Source organism: Methanocella sp. MCL-LM, from assembly GCF_049676595.1.
In the GTDB taxonomy this organism is placed as follows: Archaea; Halobacteriota; Methanocellia; order Methanocellales; family Methanocellaceae; genus Methanocella_A.
In genome coordinates this window covers 2,216,543-2,231,898 of record NZ_CP187259.1, presented here as the reverse complement: position 1 = coordinate 2,231,898, position 15,356 = coordinate 2,216,543, and the positions used below count along the sequence as shown (strand labels likewise).

The window sequence follows — 15,356 nt, the reverse complement described above, 5'->3', positions numbered from 1 at the left end:
TAACTCATCTGTTAATCGCTTAAGTGTAATTGTAACCAAATGCTTGCCCTGCGGGTCTTACTCCGTATTTATGTTTAAAAAGCTATATGGGAGATATAATTATTTAATAATATAATATTAACACTGTTTATCAATCCTATTATGGGGGCGAGGGGTTTCTCGTGGCTGGCGGTAAAACTGGACGTAGAAAAAGCAGCAAGGAACGTCAAGACAATTCTGGTAATCTCTCCGGCGGGCTGAAAACTATCGAAAAAGCCCTCACCGGCATCAAAGGATTCGACGAGATCACCTTTGGCGGGCTTCCCCGGGGCAGGCCCACTCTTGTAGCCGGTTCAGCAGGTAGCGGCAAAACGATGTTTGCCATGGAATTTATCGTCCACGGCGCCATGGACTTCGGCGAGCCGGGCGTCTTCGTGACCTTCGAGGAGAATGTCGACGACCTGAAGAAGAACTTTGCCTCGCTCGGGTACGATCTTGATAAGCTGTGCGCAGAGAAAAAAATGTCTATTGATCACGTCTTTCTAGATCGCAGCCTCATCCACGAAACCGGGGAGTACGATCTGGACGCTTTATTTATCCGGCTCGGCTATGCCATCGATAGCATCGGGGCAAAGCGGGTGGCTCTGGATACGATCGAAGTGCTCTTTGCAGGGCTGAGTAACCATGCTTTGCTGCGCTCCGAACTGGTCCGCCTGTTCCGGTGGCTTAAGGACCGGGGTATCACTGCTATTGTTACGGGCGAGAAAGGAGAGCGACAGTTGACAAGATACGGCCTGGAAGAGTACATCGCAGACTGCGTGATCTTCCTGGACAGCCGGGTCACCGAGCAGATAGTCACGAGGCGTCTGCGGATTATCAAGTACCGGGGCAGTACTCACGGTATGGATGAATACCCGTTCCTGATCGCAAGAGACGGGATTATTATTTTCCCGATTACCTCTATCAGGACCGATTATAAGCTATCTCGGGAGGTAGTCTCTTCCGGGATACCTCAGCTTGATGCGATGCTTGGTCATAAAGGGTTCTACCGCGGGAGCGCCATCTTATATACCGGTACATCGGGCACTGGTAAAACCAATTTTGCAGGGACCTACGTCGATGCTGCCTGCAGGAGGGGGGAGCGTTGCCTGTTTATCGCCATGGAGGAGACTGAGGACCAGATTATCCGGGACCTGGGGTCGATCGGAATAGACCTCGGGCAATGGGTGAAGACCGGGCTGTTAAAATTCTATATCTCCAGGCCATGGTTGTACGGCATCGAGATGCACCTCGTCCTAATACAGGATATACTTGACCGGTTCAAGCCCATGAATGTAATCATGGACCCTTTGTCAGATTTTACTGCCATCGGGGGCGGCAAAGAGGTCAAGTCGCTGCTAACGAGGCTGCAGGATATGATGAAATCCCGGCAGATCACGTGTGTCTATACTGATCTAATCACCGGTGACATCAACCCCCGGACTTCCGAGGTCTATATATCCTCGATGATCGATACGTGGATACTACTCCGAAACATCGAGTACAACGGCGAACGGAGTCGTGGTTTAGCTATCGTCAAATCCCGTGGCATGTCTCATTCTAACCAGGTACGGGAATTCCGGTTCACCAATAAAGGCATCGATCTCATCAACCCGTACATCGGCCCGTCAGGAGTATTCATGGGCAGTGCCAAGATCGGCCAGGAGGCCAGAGACCTTGCCCAGGTCACTAACATGCGGCGGGAGATCGAGAATATGAAGGCGATCCTCGAGGAGAAGCGCCGAGAATATAATGCCCGGCAGGAATCCATGAACGCGCAGCTAACCGTGGAGGAGAGCGGGCTGAAGAAAAAAATCGAACAGCTGGAGCAGGATCTTGAAATTATGCTTAAGGACCGTGAGGTCATGTCCCGCGAGCGAAAATGGGACGTGACTAAAGGGGGTAGATCTGATGACCGGTAAAAATATCCAGGACGAGGCGGCAATAGAGTGGGATCTGAGAATCTACGTAGCAGGAGAAACCCCCAAATCCCGGGATGCGATAGCAAATTTACGCAAAGTATGCGAAGAATACCTGAAAGGAAGATATACCATCGAAGTCATCGATCTGCTGAAACATCCCCAGCTTGCGGCTGAAGAGCAGATCTTTGCAGTGCCTACAGTTGTAAGAAAATTGCCGGAGCCGCTCAAGAAGCTGATCGGTGATATGTCAGCTACTGAAAAAGTGCTGGTGGGATTAGACATTAAACCAAAGAAATAACAAATGTATTATATAATTATCACATGTCTTCAAGTGAATCCATGATATCAGTCCTAATCGTCGATGATAATCCGGATTTCATTAGGGATACTGCAGGCTATCTGTCCAGTGGCAATACTATCACAGTTCGTTCCGCAGGTACTGCAGAAGAAGCAGTAAGCGTGGTAAAACAGAGAACGACCGATATCCTGGTTGGTAATTATGAAGTGCCCGAGATAGACTGGATTGCTCTTCTGGACCGGATCAAGGGTGAAGAACTTGGTATACCGGTCGTACTATACACCCGCCGGGCAAGAGAGCAAAACACGATCAAAGCTATGAAAGCCGGCGCCGAATTTGTCTTGCCGCTCAGCGGTGATCTTAAAACCCAGTTTCTCGAACTCCGGACCCTGATCGAGGAGATCGTCCGGCGGAAGCAGGTCGAGACGATGCAAAAACGAGCGGCCGAGGATATTCGCGCAATTGTCACCAAGAACGCAGATGCTATGGTTGTCCTGGATCAGAGTGGCATTATCCAGTTCATAAATCCCGCTGCAGAATCGCTTTTTAACCTGGCGGAGAAAGATATGATCGGCAAAACGTTCGGCTTTCCCATCCTCCTTACCGAGCCTGTGGAAGTGTATATTCTGCGGGAGTTCCGCAAGTTTGTAGCTGCTGAAATGCGGGTAGTAGAGGTCCAGTGGAAGGGCCAACCTTCCTTTCTGGTTTCGATAAGGGACGTTACCTGGCACTTCCAGTACGAAGAAGAACTGAGCACCGCGAAGGAGAGGCTGGAAGCCGAGGCCAAAAACCGCAGTAAGGATCTGCTCAAAGCTTATGAGTCTCTCCGGGCCGAAGTCTCCGAGAGGAAGAAAGCTGAGTATGCCCTGAGGGAAAGCGAGCGAAAGTACCGCCAGATCGTCGAGCTTGCGCAAGAGGGCATCTGGACGGTGAACAAAACCGGCGTTATCAAGTTTGTCAACCCCCGGTGTGCCGAGATGCTGGGCTACACTCCGGAAGAAATGTTAGGCAGGCTGATGTACGACTTCGTGGAGAGCGACTATATCCCCGTCCAGCGAACCATGATGGAACGGAGAAAACAAGGGATCAAAGAGTCGTACGATTGTGCCTTGCTTAAGAAGGACGGAACCAGATTACTGGCGATCGCAAACGCAGCGCCCATTCTGGATGAGGATGGTAACTATGCAGGCTCTATATCCATGTACACCGATATCACGGCGAGGAAGAAATCCGAGGAGGAGCTGAAGGATGCCAAAGCACAGGTCGAGCTGTACCTCGATCTGCTTGGCCACGATATCCGGAACCTGATGCAGATCGGCATAGGCTACCTCGAACTTGCAACTGACAGCGACGATCTCGGGGAAGCTAAAGAGCTGATGGCAAAGTCTCTCGAGTCCATGCGAGATACCTCCCAGATCATAGACAACGTCCGACAACTCCAGAATACTGAGAAGATCACAGAGACCAGGCAGATAGACCTGTGTGAAATCCTCACCCGCCTGAAGTTGACCTACTCAGTTGCCGACGGCCGGGATGTCACGGTCAATCTGCAAACGATACCGTCCTGCATGGTAAAAGCAAATGATCTGGTAACCGATGTCTTTTCCAACCTGCTGAATAACTCCCTGAAACACTCCGACCCCAAAAAGCCCCTGGTCATCAACATCCGGGTGGCCCGCACCCGGGAGAAAGCAATGACTTACATCCGGTGCGAAGTCGAGGACAATGGGCCCGGCATCTCCAACTGGATGAAGGACAAGATTTACATGCGGTTTCAGCGGGGGGACACAAAAGCCCACGGCAAAGGCCTCGGGCTCCACATTGCCAGAACCCTGGTCGAAGAATACGGGGGTAAAATGTGGGTGGAAGACCGGGTACCCGGCGACTATCGCCAGGGCGCCAGGTTTGTGATCGTGCTGCCTGCAGCATCTTAGTGCATCAGTGTTTGAACTCTTCGTTTGCCGGAGCTGATCGGGAAAAAACTTCACTAATATATTAATACGTTAATTCAGAATTTTTACAGGGGATTCTAAGTTACCTCTATAAAACGCCAGACCATCATCGGGCTCGCTCTGGCAATGATTATTCCTGTCATAATCGTAGGCAGCCTTGGCATACTGTACTACCGGGATATCATCAAGCAGGACATCCAGGAGTACCATCTTTCAGAAGCAAAAGTAGTGGCAGCCCTGACCAGGAGCTACATAAACTTCGGTATATCGTACCTTACAACCATCTCTGACCGGCCGCTGGTCATCCAGGCCATAAATGAAAGGAATACTACCTTTTTAGCTGAAAACGCTGCATATATCTCCGAATTAGCAGAGTTCGACTCAGCCTATTTCACCGATGCCGAGGGCAATGTCATCTCCTATTATCCTCATACTGAATACGTCGGGCAGAACCTTCGGGGCCGTCCATTCGTAGGTAACGTGCTGAATACTTCGACGCCCTATGTCAGCGATGGTATCAAGGGCGATGTCACAGGACATCCTACCATCTATATTGGTGCCCCGGTTGTAGATAATGGCACAACTATCGGCGTGCTCGTGGGGGGCTGGTCACTCCAGAACTATTCAAATGTAGTCAAGGGAGCTACCGTCAAAGACGCCCAGTACATCTACCTCGTAAACCGGACTGGCCACGTCATGATGCATAATAATGAAAGTTATATGTCCCGGATGACTGATTTTTCATCCCTTCCCGTGGTCCGGGAAGTCCTGGCAGGTAACGAGGGCGTCATGGAAAACCGGTTCACGTATGAAAACGACCAGCGACTGGCAGCCTATTCTCCAGTGAATGATTACGGGTGGGGAGTTGTAGTTTCTCTACCTGTTCACGTAGCCTATGCGCCTGTCGAGAGATCCTCATGGGCCTTCCTCATCATCGTGTTGGCTTTGCTAATCCTGGCAGTTCCCCTCTCGCTCTACATCGGCAATTACTTGTCCCGGCCTATTGTGGCCATATCCGAAGCGACGAAAAGTATACCGGAAAAGGATCTGACCGAATACGAAAAGTCTCTGCCCGTCGATCGCCAGGACGAGATCGGAGTGCTCGCCCGGTCGTTTCTGAACATGGGGCGGACAATCGGGGCAGACCGGGAAAAGATCCTGGATGAGAAGAACCGGGCCGAACTGTACCTCGACATCATGGGCCATGACATCAACAACCTCAACCAGGTCACTATCGGGAACCTGGAACTGATAAAAGATGACGATAATCTGACCCCGGACCAGAAAGAGATCATCACCGATGCCATTAAATCTTCGACAGGCAGCGCCAGCATAATCGACAGCGTGCGCAAGATACAGGCCATTAACGAGGAAAAAATTACCTACCAGCCGGAAGATCTCGACCAGATGATCCGGCAGTGCATCGAAGGAGCGCCCCGGCCAGATGGCAAATCAGTCGCGATCAACTACGCGCCCAGAAACGGCCTCGTGATAAAAGGCACTTCGCTGATGGCGGAGGTCTTCTGCAACCTCATCAACAACTCGATCAAGCATTCCGGTGATAGCATCGTCATCGACATCGCCGTAGTCGAGGTCCAGATAGCGGGCCGGAAATTTTACCAGATCTCAGTGGCAGACAACGGCCCTGGTATCCCCGACAGCCTCAAAGAAAAGATCTTCAACAGGTTCGAGAGGGGAGATACAAAAGCCCATGGCAGGGGCCTGGGCCTCTTCATTGTCAAGAGCCTGGTCGAGAACGCCGGCGGAGACGTCACAGTCGCCGATCGGGTGCCTGGCGACTACTCGAAGGGCGCTAAGTTCATCGTATCGCTGCCCGCAGCGGAAGAACCGACATAGTTAGCCCTACTTCATCATCCTATAAAAACAAAAAGCCCAAATCGCCAGTACGGAGATTTGGGCCTTTTTATCAGTGCTCCGATGGGGATTTGAACCCCAGTCGACGGAGTGAGAGTCCGTCATGATTGGCCGGTCTACACTATCGGAGCATCACTGTTGTGCGACACATACAAGTCATTTATGGTATTTAAAATTTGCGTTCAATAGCTCCATTTGACAGGGTCCGTGAAGGATAAAAGCTACAGTAAATAATGCTTACTTCTTTAAAGCCATCCGCTTCCGGGCCTCTTCACCTTTCCTGATCAGTTCCCTGACTCTCTGCCCGCCTTTCCTGCCCGCCTCTTCTACGGTCATTTTACCCTTTTGCTCCACCTTCTGAGCCACAGAGATCCCTGTAGCGAGATTTGAGCTTATATTTAAATTCGTATTCAGGCTATCGAGCGAACCCGGTTTTGGGGTGAGCAAGAGTTTGGGGTGTCGAGAAATAGAAAAACGTTTTAGAGCTTACCGCCGGCCCTGCAGCTATTATGCAAACCGATTCGTCGTTCTTCTGAGCTTGCCGGGCAGGCGGTAACGCTCTGGCTTTAAGTTAGGGATTCATACTTACTGGTGTTTCGATAATCTTCAGCCGGCTCACATCGCCTTGATGCGGCGGGCGATGTCTCTGCCGATCTCGTAGCACTTCTGGAGCTCGGCCTCGTCAGGCTTGTAGTAGACTTCGTACCCGTCGTTGATTACCTCGATGCCAGCAGCTTTCAGCTCGTCGCTGATCTGCCTGATGGTGCCGCCGTGGCCGCCGTGGGATCCGAAGGCGCAGCCGATCTTTTTCTGCGCCAGCTTGCCGGGCTCCACGCCTTTCAGGTAGCACAGGAAGTCGGCCACAGTCGGGTACATCTGGTTCTGCAGCGTGGGCGAACCGACGAGTATGGCTTTGGAGTCGAGCACGTCGGTAACGACATTGCTGCGGTGGGTGCCCTCGTGCTTGCCGTCCTTCAGGATGTGGACTTTGACTTCCACGCCTTCGGCCATGACTCCCTCCGCGAGCATCTTTGCCATGGCATCGGTCGAGCCGTGCATGGTGTCGTAGACTATGGTGACTTTGTCCCTGGACTTGCCAAGGCTCCAGTTAGCGTAAGCGTTGACGATGTCCCCAGCGTATGATCTCCATATGATGCCGTGGCTGGGAGCGATCATCTTGATCTCGATCTTCAGGTCCGTGACCTGCTGGAACTTCTTCAGCACCCTCGGGGCCAGCGAGACTATCAGGTTAGCGAAGAACTTCTGAGCGTGCTTGAAGGACTCCTCTTTGCCCAGCTGGTCGTCGAACCTCTCGGAGCAGGCGATGTGCTGGCCGAAGGCGTCGTTGGGGAACAGAATTTTCTCTTCAGCCAGGTAGGTGAACATGCTGTCAGGCCAGTGGAGCATAGGCGCCTCAAGGAAGACCAGTGTCTTGCCGTTGCCGAGGCTCAGGGATTCGAGACTCTTGACAGTCTTGAAGTTCCAGCCGGTGGTATCGTAGTGTTTGCCGAAGCCCTTGACAGCGTTCTCAGTACAGTAGATGGGGGCGTTCGGGAGCATCTTCTGCAGTAGCGGTAGCGCTCCGGAGTGATCCTTCTCTACGTGGTTCATGATGATGTAGTCGATATTCTTCGGGTCGACGATGGACTTGATCCTCTCGATCATCTGCTTCTCGTGGCCCGGATACGTATTGTCGATCAGCGCTACCTTCTCGCCGACGATCAGGTATGCGTTGTAAGTTGTGCCAGGCAAAGTGTAGCCATGGTAATCTCGCAGGTTCCAGTCAATTGCTCCGACCCAGTAAACGCCACTTGAAATTTCAACCGCTTTCATGCTTTTAGTCTCCGGTAACATTAATGTTCGTAATACAACGAACGTTCTATCGTATGCGAACAATTGTATTTTAAGGTTTCGGCTGGTTAAAATATCCTGGCCCGTTCGGCCAATAATTGCACTATCGCCGGGTGAGCGATTTGACGAACGCTACGCTGTGCCAGCTACAGATTTTTCAGGTAATCTAAACCATGCTATCCATGTGCCCGTGAACGTACACGAACGCTGCGCTGTGCCAGATCACAGATTACGACAGATAGTACAGATTGCACAGATGCTAATCGGTAACAAAAAAGGAAAGGGCTCGATCTATCCCTTATTCTAAAAGAAATCTGTGCAATCTGCGCAATCTGTAGGAATCTGTGTTTCTGGCACAGCGCAGCGTTCGTATTGCTGTCCCACGCCATACGAGCAACCAGAAACGGAAAGCCTCGCATACGCTAACTTTTTTATCAGTTACTGGTGGTTATTCAATCTACGCGGTAGATCCTGTACCTTTCCCCGTCAGGGGCCGTCCAGTCGAAGACGGGCTCCCAGTTTTCGAACAAGGACTGGTTGACGTCGTAGGTCTGGGATCGGAGCTCCTGGGGTCCTAAATGTACGTAGCTGATGTTATTTTCCCTGAGCAGCTGGATCATCGTGTGCATGTTCTCAGCGTTGTAAATGCTTCTCACGGTCTGAACTCTGTCGTCGGTATTGACGCCGTGGGTGTACATCCATGGATAGTAGCCTAAGTAGGACAGTCGTCCCGCAAGCGCTATCACCGGGTGGGTGGGTGCGTCGCCGGTTAAAAAGACGGCGTTTCCGGGCGTATTTTCTTTGACCCAGTCCGCCACGTAGATGTCATTTTTGGAAAACTCAACATAGGGCTGGGATATGGTGAAAAAGGCTACCAGGGCGCCGGTGAGTATGGTCAGGGTAAATATTATGGCGAAAAGTGGCTTACCGATCGAGCGGATGTCGTACACGTAGAGGAGCGCAGCCGCCATGAACAGTGAGGACGGCATCAGCCAGAAGCTGAACATCTTATGGTTGTCGTAATCCCACGTCTGGAATACGATGATGTTGGCGACGATGAAGATGGCCAGGTAAGGCAGGTAAAACCTGGCTTTTTTAGTGCTTACAATTAATAGCCCTGCGATTAGCAGGAAAAGTTCCAGGCCCATGTTCATTACCCAGAAGCCCGGTATGTCTGTGAGAGATCCGGCCATCCAGCCCAGCTGTACCCGGATCATCGATGAGGCTCCCTGTCCTGCAATGTATAAGGCCTGGGGCAGGGCGAGGCCGATTGCCGGAATCATAAAGTAGTGCCACCGTTTTTCCTGGTACAGGATGAACAGGAAAACCATGGAGATCATGACGCAGGCATACGTATATGTGTGGAACAACGGCAGCAGCCCGGCCAGTACACCGACAGCCAGGAGGGTCTTTTTTGCCGCTTTGCCATCGTAGTCTCTGTCTACGTATAGCGTGTAAGAGATGAGGATGATAAGCGCTCCGGCAACAAATCCCGTCAGGGCGGCTCGCTGGGCCATGATAATGTCTGTGAAGTTGGTGAAGACGTAGTGCAGATCGAAGATACAGGTGTAGTTGAGGTTGCGGGTCAGCAGGAACGTCGTTATCGGCTGGCCTGATACGCTCCAGTCTTTGAACGCCTGGATAAATTGCAGTCCGCCGCTGAAGGCGACCAGCGAGGCGGTGATAAGTCCGCCGGCAAGTCTTCCCGTGAACCTGCAGCCCAGGGAATAGAGCAGGTAGAACAGCGATGTCATCAGGGCAATCCCGGGTAGTACTACGCTCCATTGTATGCCCATCCCCAGCCTGTCGAGCAGTGCCGAGTAGTAGTCGATCAGGAACGTGTACCGCAGCAGGTGGTCTGACATGATCGGGTACTGGGGCAGGTAATTGCTGCCCTGCGAGAACGAAGTGATGATGGAAGTGTGGAAAGCCGCATCACCGAAGAAGGGGAATGCGATGTGGTACTCCCCGTTGTAGAACGTAAGCAGGCCCTGGTACATGAGTACCGACGCCGTGACGAGGATGAGTAGCAGCGCGGGCAGGTGTTTATTCTCGGGGGCTGGCTTCTCGGTCCACGGCTTCACGAAAGCGATGGCGATGAACATCAGCAATGCAGTCAAGAGGATACTGATATCAAGGCTGCCTGTCAGCAGGTATATGACCAGTGCTACCCAGGTGGCAAGAATGATGCCGATCACAGGCGAAGCGGCAGCCGCCTCCATCCAGGACAGGTGACCCCTGAAGCGGATTGCTATTGCATACCCGGCGATAATCGTCAGCGTGAAGAACGCGAGCGCAACCAGTCCGAATAAGAACACGGCTGCTAGTAAAAGGGCATCGCTCTTAAACCTTTTGAGGCTGCCCCCACCGGCGGGTTTTGATTTCAACTGGCAGTAAACTATATGAATGAATGACAGGAATTTAGATCGTACTATGAGCAAAGGGGATAGTGTCGTTAAGTCCATCTTTGTCCTGATCATGTTTGCAGCGATGGCGTACGCTTCTTATAGCTGGCATGGCTTCGATAAGGATTATATTCTGATTCCTCAGGATACGCTTCCCCGCTATATTGTCCCCGTCGAGCAGGGCACGTACATTTTCTTCCCGGAGGTCCCCTGGTATTCCCAGTGCTGGATGGGGGTACAGGTGCTGCGAGGCGAGCTCGAGGCCACCGAGTGGATCAAGCAGAATACTGCGGACACTGACAAGTTCGTCAACGACATTCCCGGGGCGGAACTGGTCATGGGTATGACAACTAGAGTTTCTACAGTAGGGGGCGACTGGGCCAACGCTCCGCATGCGGTACAGGACATGTACGATAATTCGGAAATCTACAGTACGTCCGACCCGAAAAGAGCCCATGATCTGGCGGTCGGCATGAACGCTACTTATCTGGTCTCTCCGAAGAGGAACGTCTGGGCAGGCGCCTACGACGGTCCCGGATACGGGGAGAAATTCAACGATACCAGGTACTTCCAGCCTGTTTACTATAATAATGACGTCACTATCTACCGGGTGTTACCGTGAGCATCAGCATCGAAGATTTCATCAAGCGCTACTGGTATTACGGGGCACTATTGCTGATAGTCCTCATCGCCTTACTATACCGGGCTTCAATCCTCGGCAACTTCCTGATTCCCACCTGGGGTAACACGATGTACCACGTGGGCATCGAGCGGGAAATGATCGAGACCCAGCACTACCCGACGACTGAGCTGTCGTACGGCGGGGGATTCCCCAACTTCTACGTGCCAGGCTTCCGGCTCCTCGTAGCCGCGCTGGCTATCGCCACCGGCATCGACGTGATGGTCATGTCTGCCCTTATCGTGCCGGTGCTCGGAGTGTTCGGCCTGCTGGCAGTCTACGCAGTCGCCTACCGGCTCAGCGGCGCCAACAAGTTCGTCGGCCTCTTCGCAGCGTTCTTCTTCCTGCTCTCGCCCGACATCACGCTCAATACTGTCCGGCCTTTCCCCCAGCTCATGGGGCTGTTCATCCTCCCGCTGGCACTATACTTCCTGCTCCGGGAAGACTGGCCGATGGCCATCCTCATGTCTGTCACCATGGCTCTGACCCACCAGCAGTCGATGTTTACGCTGGTCGGCATCATGGGCCTGTATATGGTATTCCAGTTCGTGTACGCGGCCGTCAAGACGAAGGACTTTAAAAAGCCGGCAATGGTGACGATCTCCATGCTATCGTTGGTCCTCACCTACGCGGTGTGGCAGATGCTGACGATGGGCAGCCTGAACATCCTTAACATAGCTCAAATTACCTATCATGAAGCCTGGCCCGTAACGGCGTCCACGATCATCCAGACAGGGCTGTTCGTGCTCCTGTTCTTTATCCCGGGCCTGGTCTGCATCTTCCTCGAGAACGATTCCAAAAAGGCTGCCGGTGCTCGGAAAGAGCCCGCTAAAGCGGATAAGAAAGCCCGGAAGAGCTATCATCTGAACATCTCAGTCGATGCGAAGCTCCTGATACTTTCCTGGATCGCTGCGACTGTAATCCTGTTTAAAAACGAAATGTGGGGCCTGTGGCTATCGGCGCTAACCCACATCAGCGCGTTTAACCTCTCCACAATGCAAAGCCGGTTCTATACCTACTTCACCGAGGTAGCCCTCATCATCGCCGCGTTCGGCATCTACTGGCTGCTCTCGCTGATCGATTTCGACGTCATGCTGGAGAAACAGGAATGAGAAGAGAGTTCTGGCTCGGGCTTTCTGTCGCAGGCGTGCTGATGATGCTGCCGCTCAGCTGGCTCACATTGGTGCTGCTGCTAGTTCTGCCGGGGCTGGCTATCCTGCTTCTGCTTAAAGATAAAGTGACTCTGTCCGAGCTGATAGGTGTCTCCGGTACGCTCTCCATTCTGTTTTTACCTCTCGCCATCCTGTTCATCTCGCCGGTATCCGTGCGGTACGCAGGCGTTCTGCTCGGGGTGATGGTCATTCTTGCGGGTCTCTACGGTTTCTGGAAGCGGAAAACCGTCACCGTCGATACCTCTGACTGGCAAGTGCAGGTCGTCGCCACACTCATCTTCCTCATCGTGCTCATCATCACGATGAAGACCTTTGTGATCACTGCCGAGGGTCTTGAACTGGCGACCACGCATGCCGCCGACCTGAACTGGCACCTGTCGATCGCCCAGCGCTATGTCGAAGATCCGCAGCTGCCTCCGCAGGACCCGTACCTGCCGGGTTACGAGATCGTCTACAACTGGTTCATGCAGGTCGTGTTCGGAGAGCTGACCCTGTTGACAGGGGTGGGATTGTTCGAAGTCTTCAAAGTGCTGATCACTTTCGTCTCCGCCCTCATCTTCCTCGACGCTTATCTGCTGGCCCGGGCCATCTTCAACGAAGACCTGAAAGCCTCGCTGCTGGCCGGAATTATCTACGTGGCCAGCTCCGGGCTATCCTGGCTGTACCTCGCCTACCTGACCTTGTCCGGCCTTCCGATCGACATCTTCCGGGTCATCATCTACGAATGGGCCGGGTTCATCAGGCTGAAATACGACTCGCCATCCCTGTACATGCTATTACCCCAGACTCAGACCTTCGGCCTCCTGGCCATGATCTTCGGTCTGTACTTGTATATCCAGACGGTGAGTAAAAAATCGCTGGCATGGGCAATCGTCACCGGAGTTGCACTGGCTTCGCTGGTCATGTACCACGTGATTACCGCGTTCCCAGTGTTTCTGGCGCTTGGCCTGTTTTTCCTCTACGTAATGTACCGGGAGCATAAACAGATCATCGAGAAGAGAGATCTACACACAGTCGCCGTAGCGGCAATTCCTCTGGTCCTGGCAGCGGTTGCGACCATTTACGAGATTCTGCTGATGTCCTCCAACGCGGGCTCGCAGATTGCCCTGGGTCACCACCCCGACATCTATCTGACGCTCCTGGTCACTCTCGGGCCTCTCATCCCCTTCGCCCTGTGGGGCATGTATCAGGCAAGGGATAACCTTTATGCCGTGCTCCTGATGTTGTTTGCCGGGCTGAACTTTGTCTTCCTCAACATCTTCGTGATGCAGATGACTCAGAACACTTACCGGTTCATCGTTTACCTGGCCCTGCCATTATCGCTGTTCGCTGGGCTGGCACTGTCAAAGTGGCTGTTCTCTGCCTCGAAGTTGAAGATCCTGGCAGCTGCCCTGGTCATCCTCGCCCTGGTGCCTTCGACGATCACCATCATCATGTTCTACAACGACTCGTCGTACGTGCATGCGCCGACCGGAGACGTGAAAGCGTTCCAGTGGATAAAGGCCAATACTCCGAAGGACGCGGTCTTCTACGAGGAGCCCACGCACTTTGTCAGGCTTCCTGTCATGACCGGCCGGAACGATGCCTACGCCGGAGAAATCTACACGCTACAATACCATAACGTGGACAAGCAGCGGGAAATGGAAGCCATTTTGTACATGACCGATAAGGAAGCGCTCTACAACAAGCTGGTAGCCGAGGACGTTGACTACGTGTTTGTAGGGTCCAGGGAAAGTGGGTACTCGTTCGCCGAGACGCTGAAAAACAACTCGGGCTTCACTGTGGTATACAACGAGGAAGGCGTAAAAATATATCAGGTAAACCGACCATAGGGTGATAAGATGGAAATCTCGCTGTTCAACTGGATTGCATTTATCCTCGCATTCTTGTACTTACTCATGCTTCCGGGCGCCAACATCCTCCGGACGACGGGCTGGGTAAAGAAAAAGGGGTACAACCTGCCCGAAGCTATAGTCATAGCCTTCGGTATCAGCGTGGCCATCCTGGTGATAGTTTCACTGTTACTCGCCCTGTCCTTCAGCATAGGACTAAATTTTTATACGTTAATGATCGCTGAAACACTGGTGATCATCCTCACCACCCGGGAAGTCGTGGACTTTTTCCGCAGGTTGATCAAGAAACCAGCAGCATAAGCAGGAGCGACAGTGACAACGGCAAATCTCATAGATCTTTTACGAAAGCAGGGGTACCATATCCTCGGCAGGCACAGCGCCATCAAGCCTTGCATGTGGCTGAACCGCTCGATCAAGGCGAAGGGTTCCTGCTACAAGGCACAATTCTACGGGATCAGTTCTCACCGGTGCGTCCAGATGACGCCTTGCGTTGCCTGTAATCAGCGCTGTCTCCACTGCTGGAGGCCTGTAGAAGAGCCCTACACGGTCGAAACCTGGGATAAGCCTGAACTCATCGCAGAGCAGGCGCTGGCCGAACAGCTCCGGTTCGTATCCGGTTATGGCGGCACCGAATCTGCAGACAAGGCCATCTGGAAAGAAGCTTTCAAGCCAAAACATGCAGCTATCTCACTTGTGGGCGAGCCGACTTTATACCCCTACTTAAACGAGCTGGTCGAGCTGTTCAAAAGCAAAGACATGTCCACCTTCATCGTCACCAACGGCACCAGGCCCGAAGTGCTGGAGCAGATAAGCCCCAGCCAGCTGTACATGTCGCTGGACGCTCCCGATCACGAGACTTATCTTGCAGCGTGCAATCCGGTTGGAGACCTGTGGGGCCGGGTAGAAGAATCCCTCGAAGTACTGGGGTCCCGGCCCGAACAGCGCAGGGCGCTACGCATCACGCTGGTCAAAGGCCTGAACATGAAAGACCCGGCAGGCTATGCCAGGCAGATCTCCCTTGCAAAGCCTGACTACGTGGAAGTCAAAGCCTACATGCACGTGGGTTACAGCCGGTACCGGCTCCCCCGGGAAGCGATGCCCGGCCACGCCGAAGTTATCGAGTTTGCCAGAGACGTTGCGGAAGCTTGCGGCTATAAAATAGCGATGGACGTGGAGCTCAGCAGGGTTGTACTATTGAGCAAAGACGGGATAGCCAGCCGGCTCGAGTAGTGCGCTGATATGCCGGTATCTTGTCCCAGTTATCAATAACCGGAATACCCCGGGCAGTTTTATTCTCACTTCATCCTCCACATCCAGCGTCAACACCCGTT

12 protein-coding genes and 1 tRNA gene are annotated in these 15,356 nt (G+C 52.8%); 9 read left to right on the top strand and 4 right to left on the bottom strand.

The window, feature by feature from the left end; genetic code table 11:
* The first annotated feature begins 161 nt into the window (after positions 1-161).
* From kaiC to ACPLPM_RS11535, 4 genes are all read left to right on the top strand, one after another.
* Positions 162-1,940, top strand: a complete 1,779-nt coding sequence (gene kaiC / locus ACPLPM_RS11550; RefSeq protein ID WP_424356926.1) for a circadian clock protein KaiC — start codon at positions 162-164, stop codon at positions 1,938-1,940.
* On the top strand, positions 1,930-2,238 hold the full coding sequence (locus ACPLPM_RS11545; RefSeq protein ID WP_424356925.1) for a circadian clock KaiB family protein: 309 nt from the start codon (positions 1,930-1,932) through the stop codon (positions 2,236-2,238). The genes kaiC and ACPLPM_RS11545 overlap by 11 nt, the downstream gene beginning before the upstream one ends.
* A gap of 41 nt (positions 2,239-2,279) precedes the next feature.
* Positions 2,280-4,172 carry a PAS domain S-box protein gene (locus tag ACPLPM_RS11540; RefSeq protein ID WP_424356924.1) on the top strand — a complete coding sequence of 631 codons (1,893 nt, stop codon included), beginning with the start codon at positions 2,280-2,282 and terminating at the stop codon, positions 4,170-4,172.
* A gap of 144 nt (positions 4,173-4,316) precedes the next feature.
* Complete coding sequence (locus tag ACPLPM_RS11535) at positions 4,317-6,047, top strand: cache domain-containing protein (RefSeq protein WP_424356923.1); 1,731 nt, start codon at positions 4,317-4,319, stop codon at positions 6,045-6,047.
* Between the two features lie 74 nt (positions 6,048-6,121).
* Here ACPLPM_RS11535 and ACPLPM_RS11530 read toward each other — a convergent pair.
* The 4 genes from ACPLPM_RS11530 to ACPLPM_RS11515 form a co-directional block, all read right to left on the bottom strand.
* Positions 6,122-6,196: transfer RNA gene (locus ACPLPM_RS11530), tRNA-Glu, on the bottom strand.
* Positions 6,197-6,302: 106 nt separating this feature from the next.
* Complete coding sequence (locus ACPLPM_RS11525) at positions 6,303-6,431, bottom strand: hypothetical protein (protein ID WP_424356922.1); 129 nt, start codon at positions 6,429-6,431, stop codon at positions 6,303-6,305.
* A 249-nt stretch (positions 6,432-6,680) separates the two neighbouring features.
* Positions 6,681-7,898 carry an FprA family A-type flavoprotein gene (locus ACPLPM_RS11520; RefSeq protein WP_424356921.1) on the bottom strand — a complete coding sequence of 406 codons (1,218 nt, stop codon included), beginning with the start codon at positions 7,896-7,898 and terminating at the stop codon, positions 6,681-6,683.
* Between the two features lie 470 nt (positions 7,899-8,368).
* Positions 8,369-10,234, bottom strand: a complete 1,866-nt coding sequence (locus ACPLPM_RS11515; protein WP_424356920.1) for a hypothetical protein — start codon at positions 10,232-10,234, stop codon at positions 8,369-8,371.
* Positions 10,235-10,349: 115 nt separating this feature from the next.
* On the opposite strand from ACPLPM_RS11515, the gene ACPLPM_RS11510 reads away from it, so the two are divergent.
* Genes ACPLPM_RS11510 through twy1 form a run of 5 tightly spaced genes read left to right on the top strand, consistent with a single transcriptional unit; the run spans position 10,350 to position 15,255 of the window.
* Positions 10,350-10,943 (top strand): hypothetical protein, encoded by a 594-nt coding sequence (locus tag ACPLPM_RS11510; RefSeq protein WP_424356919.1) that lies wholly within the window; start codon positions 10,350-10,352, stop codon positions 10,941-10,943.
* Positions 10,940-12,112: a hypothetical protein gene (locus ACPLPM_RS11505; protein WP_424356918.1), complete on the top strand. Its 1,173-nt coding sequence runs from the start codon at positions 10,940-10,942 to the stop codon at positions 12,110-12,112. Before ACPLPM_RS11510 ends, ACPLPM_RS11505 begins: the two co-directional genes overlap by 4 nt.
* Complete coding sequence (locus ACPLPM_RS11500) at positions 12,109-14,004, top strand: DUF2298 domain-containing protein (protein WP_424356917.1); 1,896 nt, start codon at positions 12,109-12,111, stop codon at positions 14,002-14,004. Before ACPLPM_RS11505 ends, ACPLPM_RS11500 begins: the two co-directional genes overlap by 4 nt.
* Positions 14,005-14,013: 9 nt before the next feature.
* A complete protein-coding gene (locus ACPLPM_RS11495) occupies positions 14,014-14,325 on the top strand; it encodes a hypothetical protein (protein ID WP_424356916.1) in 312 nt (103 codons plus the stop codon).
* Positions 14,326-14,337: 12 nt separating this feature from the next.
* Positions 14,338-15,255: a 4-demethylwyosine synthase TYW1 gene (gene twy1 / locus ACPLPM_RS11490; protein WP_424356915.1), complete on the top strand. Its 918-nt coding sequence runs from the start codon at positions 14,338-14,340 to the stop codon at positions 15,253-15,255.
* Positions 15,256-15,356 lie beyond the last annotated feature (101 nt).

Coding starts and splice junctions, on each gene's coding strand:
- ACPLPM_RS11545 (WP_424356925.1), top strand. CDS start 1,930: ATGACCGGTAAAAATATCCAGGACGAGGCGGCAATAGAGTGGGATCTG.
- ACPLPM_RS11540 (WP_424356924.1), top strand. CDS start 2,280: ATGATATCAGTCCTAATCGTCGATGATAATCCGGATTTCATTAGGGAT.
- ACPLPM_RS11535 (WP_424356923.1), top strand. CDS start 4,317: ATGATTATTCCTGTCATAATCGTAGGCAGCCTTGGCATACTGTACTAC.
- ACPLPM_RS11520 (WP_424356921.1), bottom strand. CDS start 7,898: ATGAAAGCGGTTGAAATTTCAAGTGGCGTTTACTGGGTCGGAGCAATT.
- ACPLPM_RS11510 (WP_424356919.1), top strand. CDS start 10,350: ATGAGCAAAGGGGATAGTGTCGTTAAGTCCATCTTTGTCCTGATCATG.
- ACPLPM_RS11500 (WP_424356917.1), top strand. CDS start 12,109: ATGAGAAGAGAGTTCTGGCTCGGGCTTTCTGTCGCAGGCGTGCTGATG.
- ACPLPM_RS11495 (WP_424356916.1), top strand. CDS start 14,014: ATGGAAATCTCGCTGTTCAACTGGATTGCATTTATCCTCGCATTCTTG.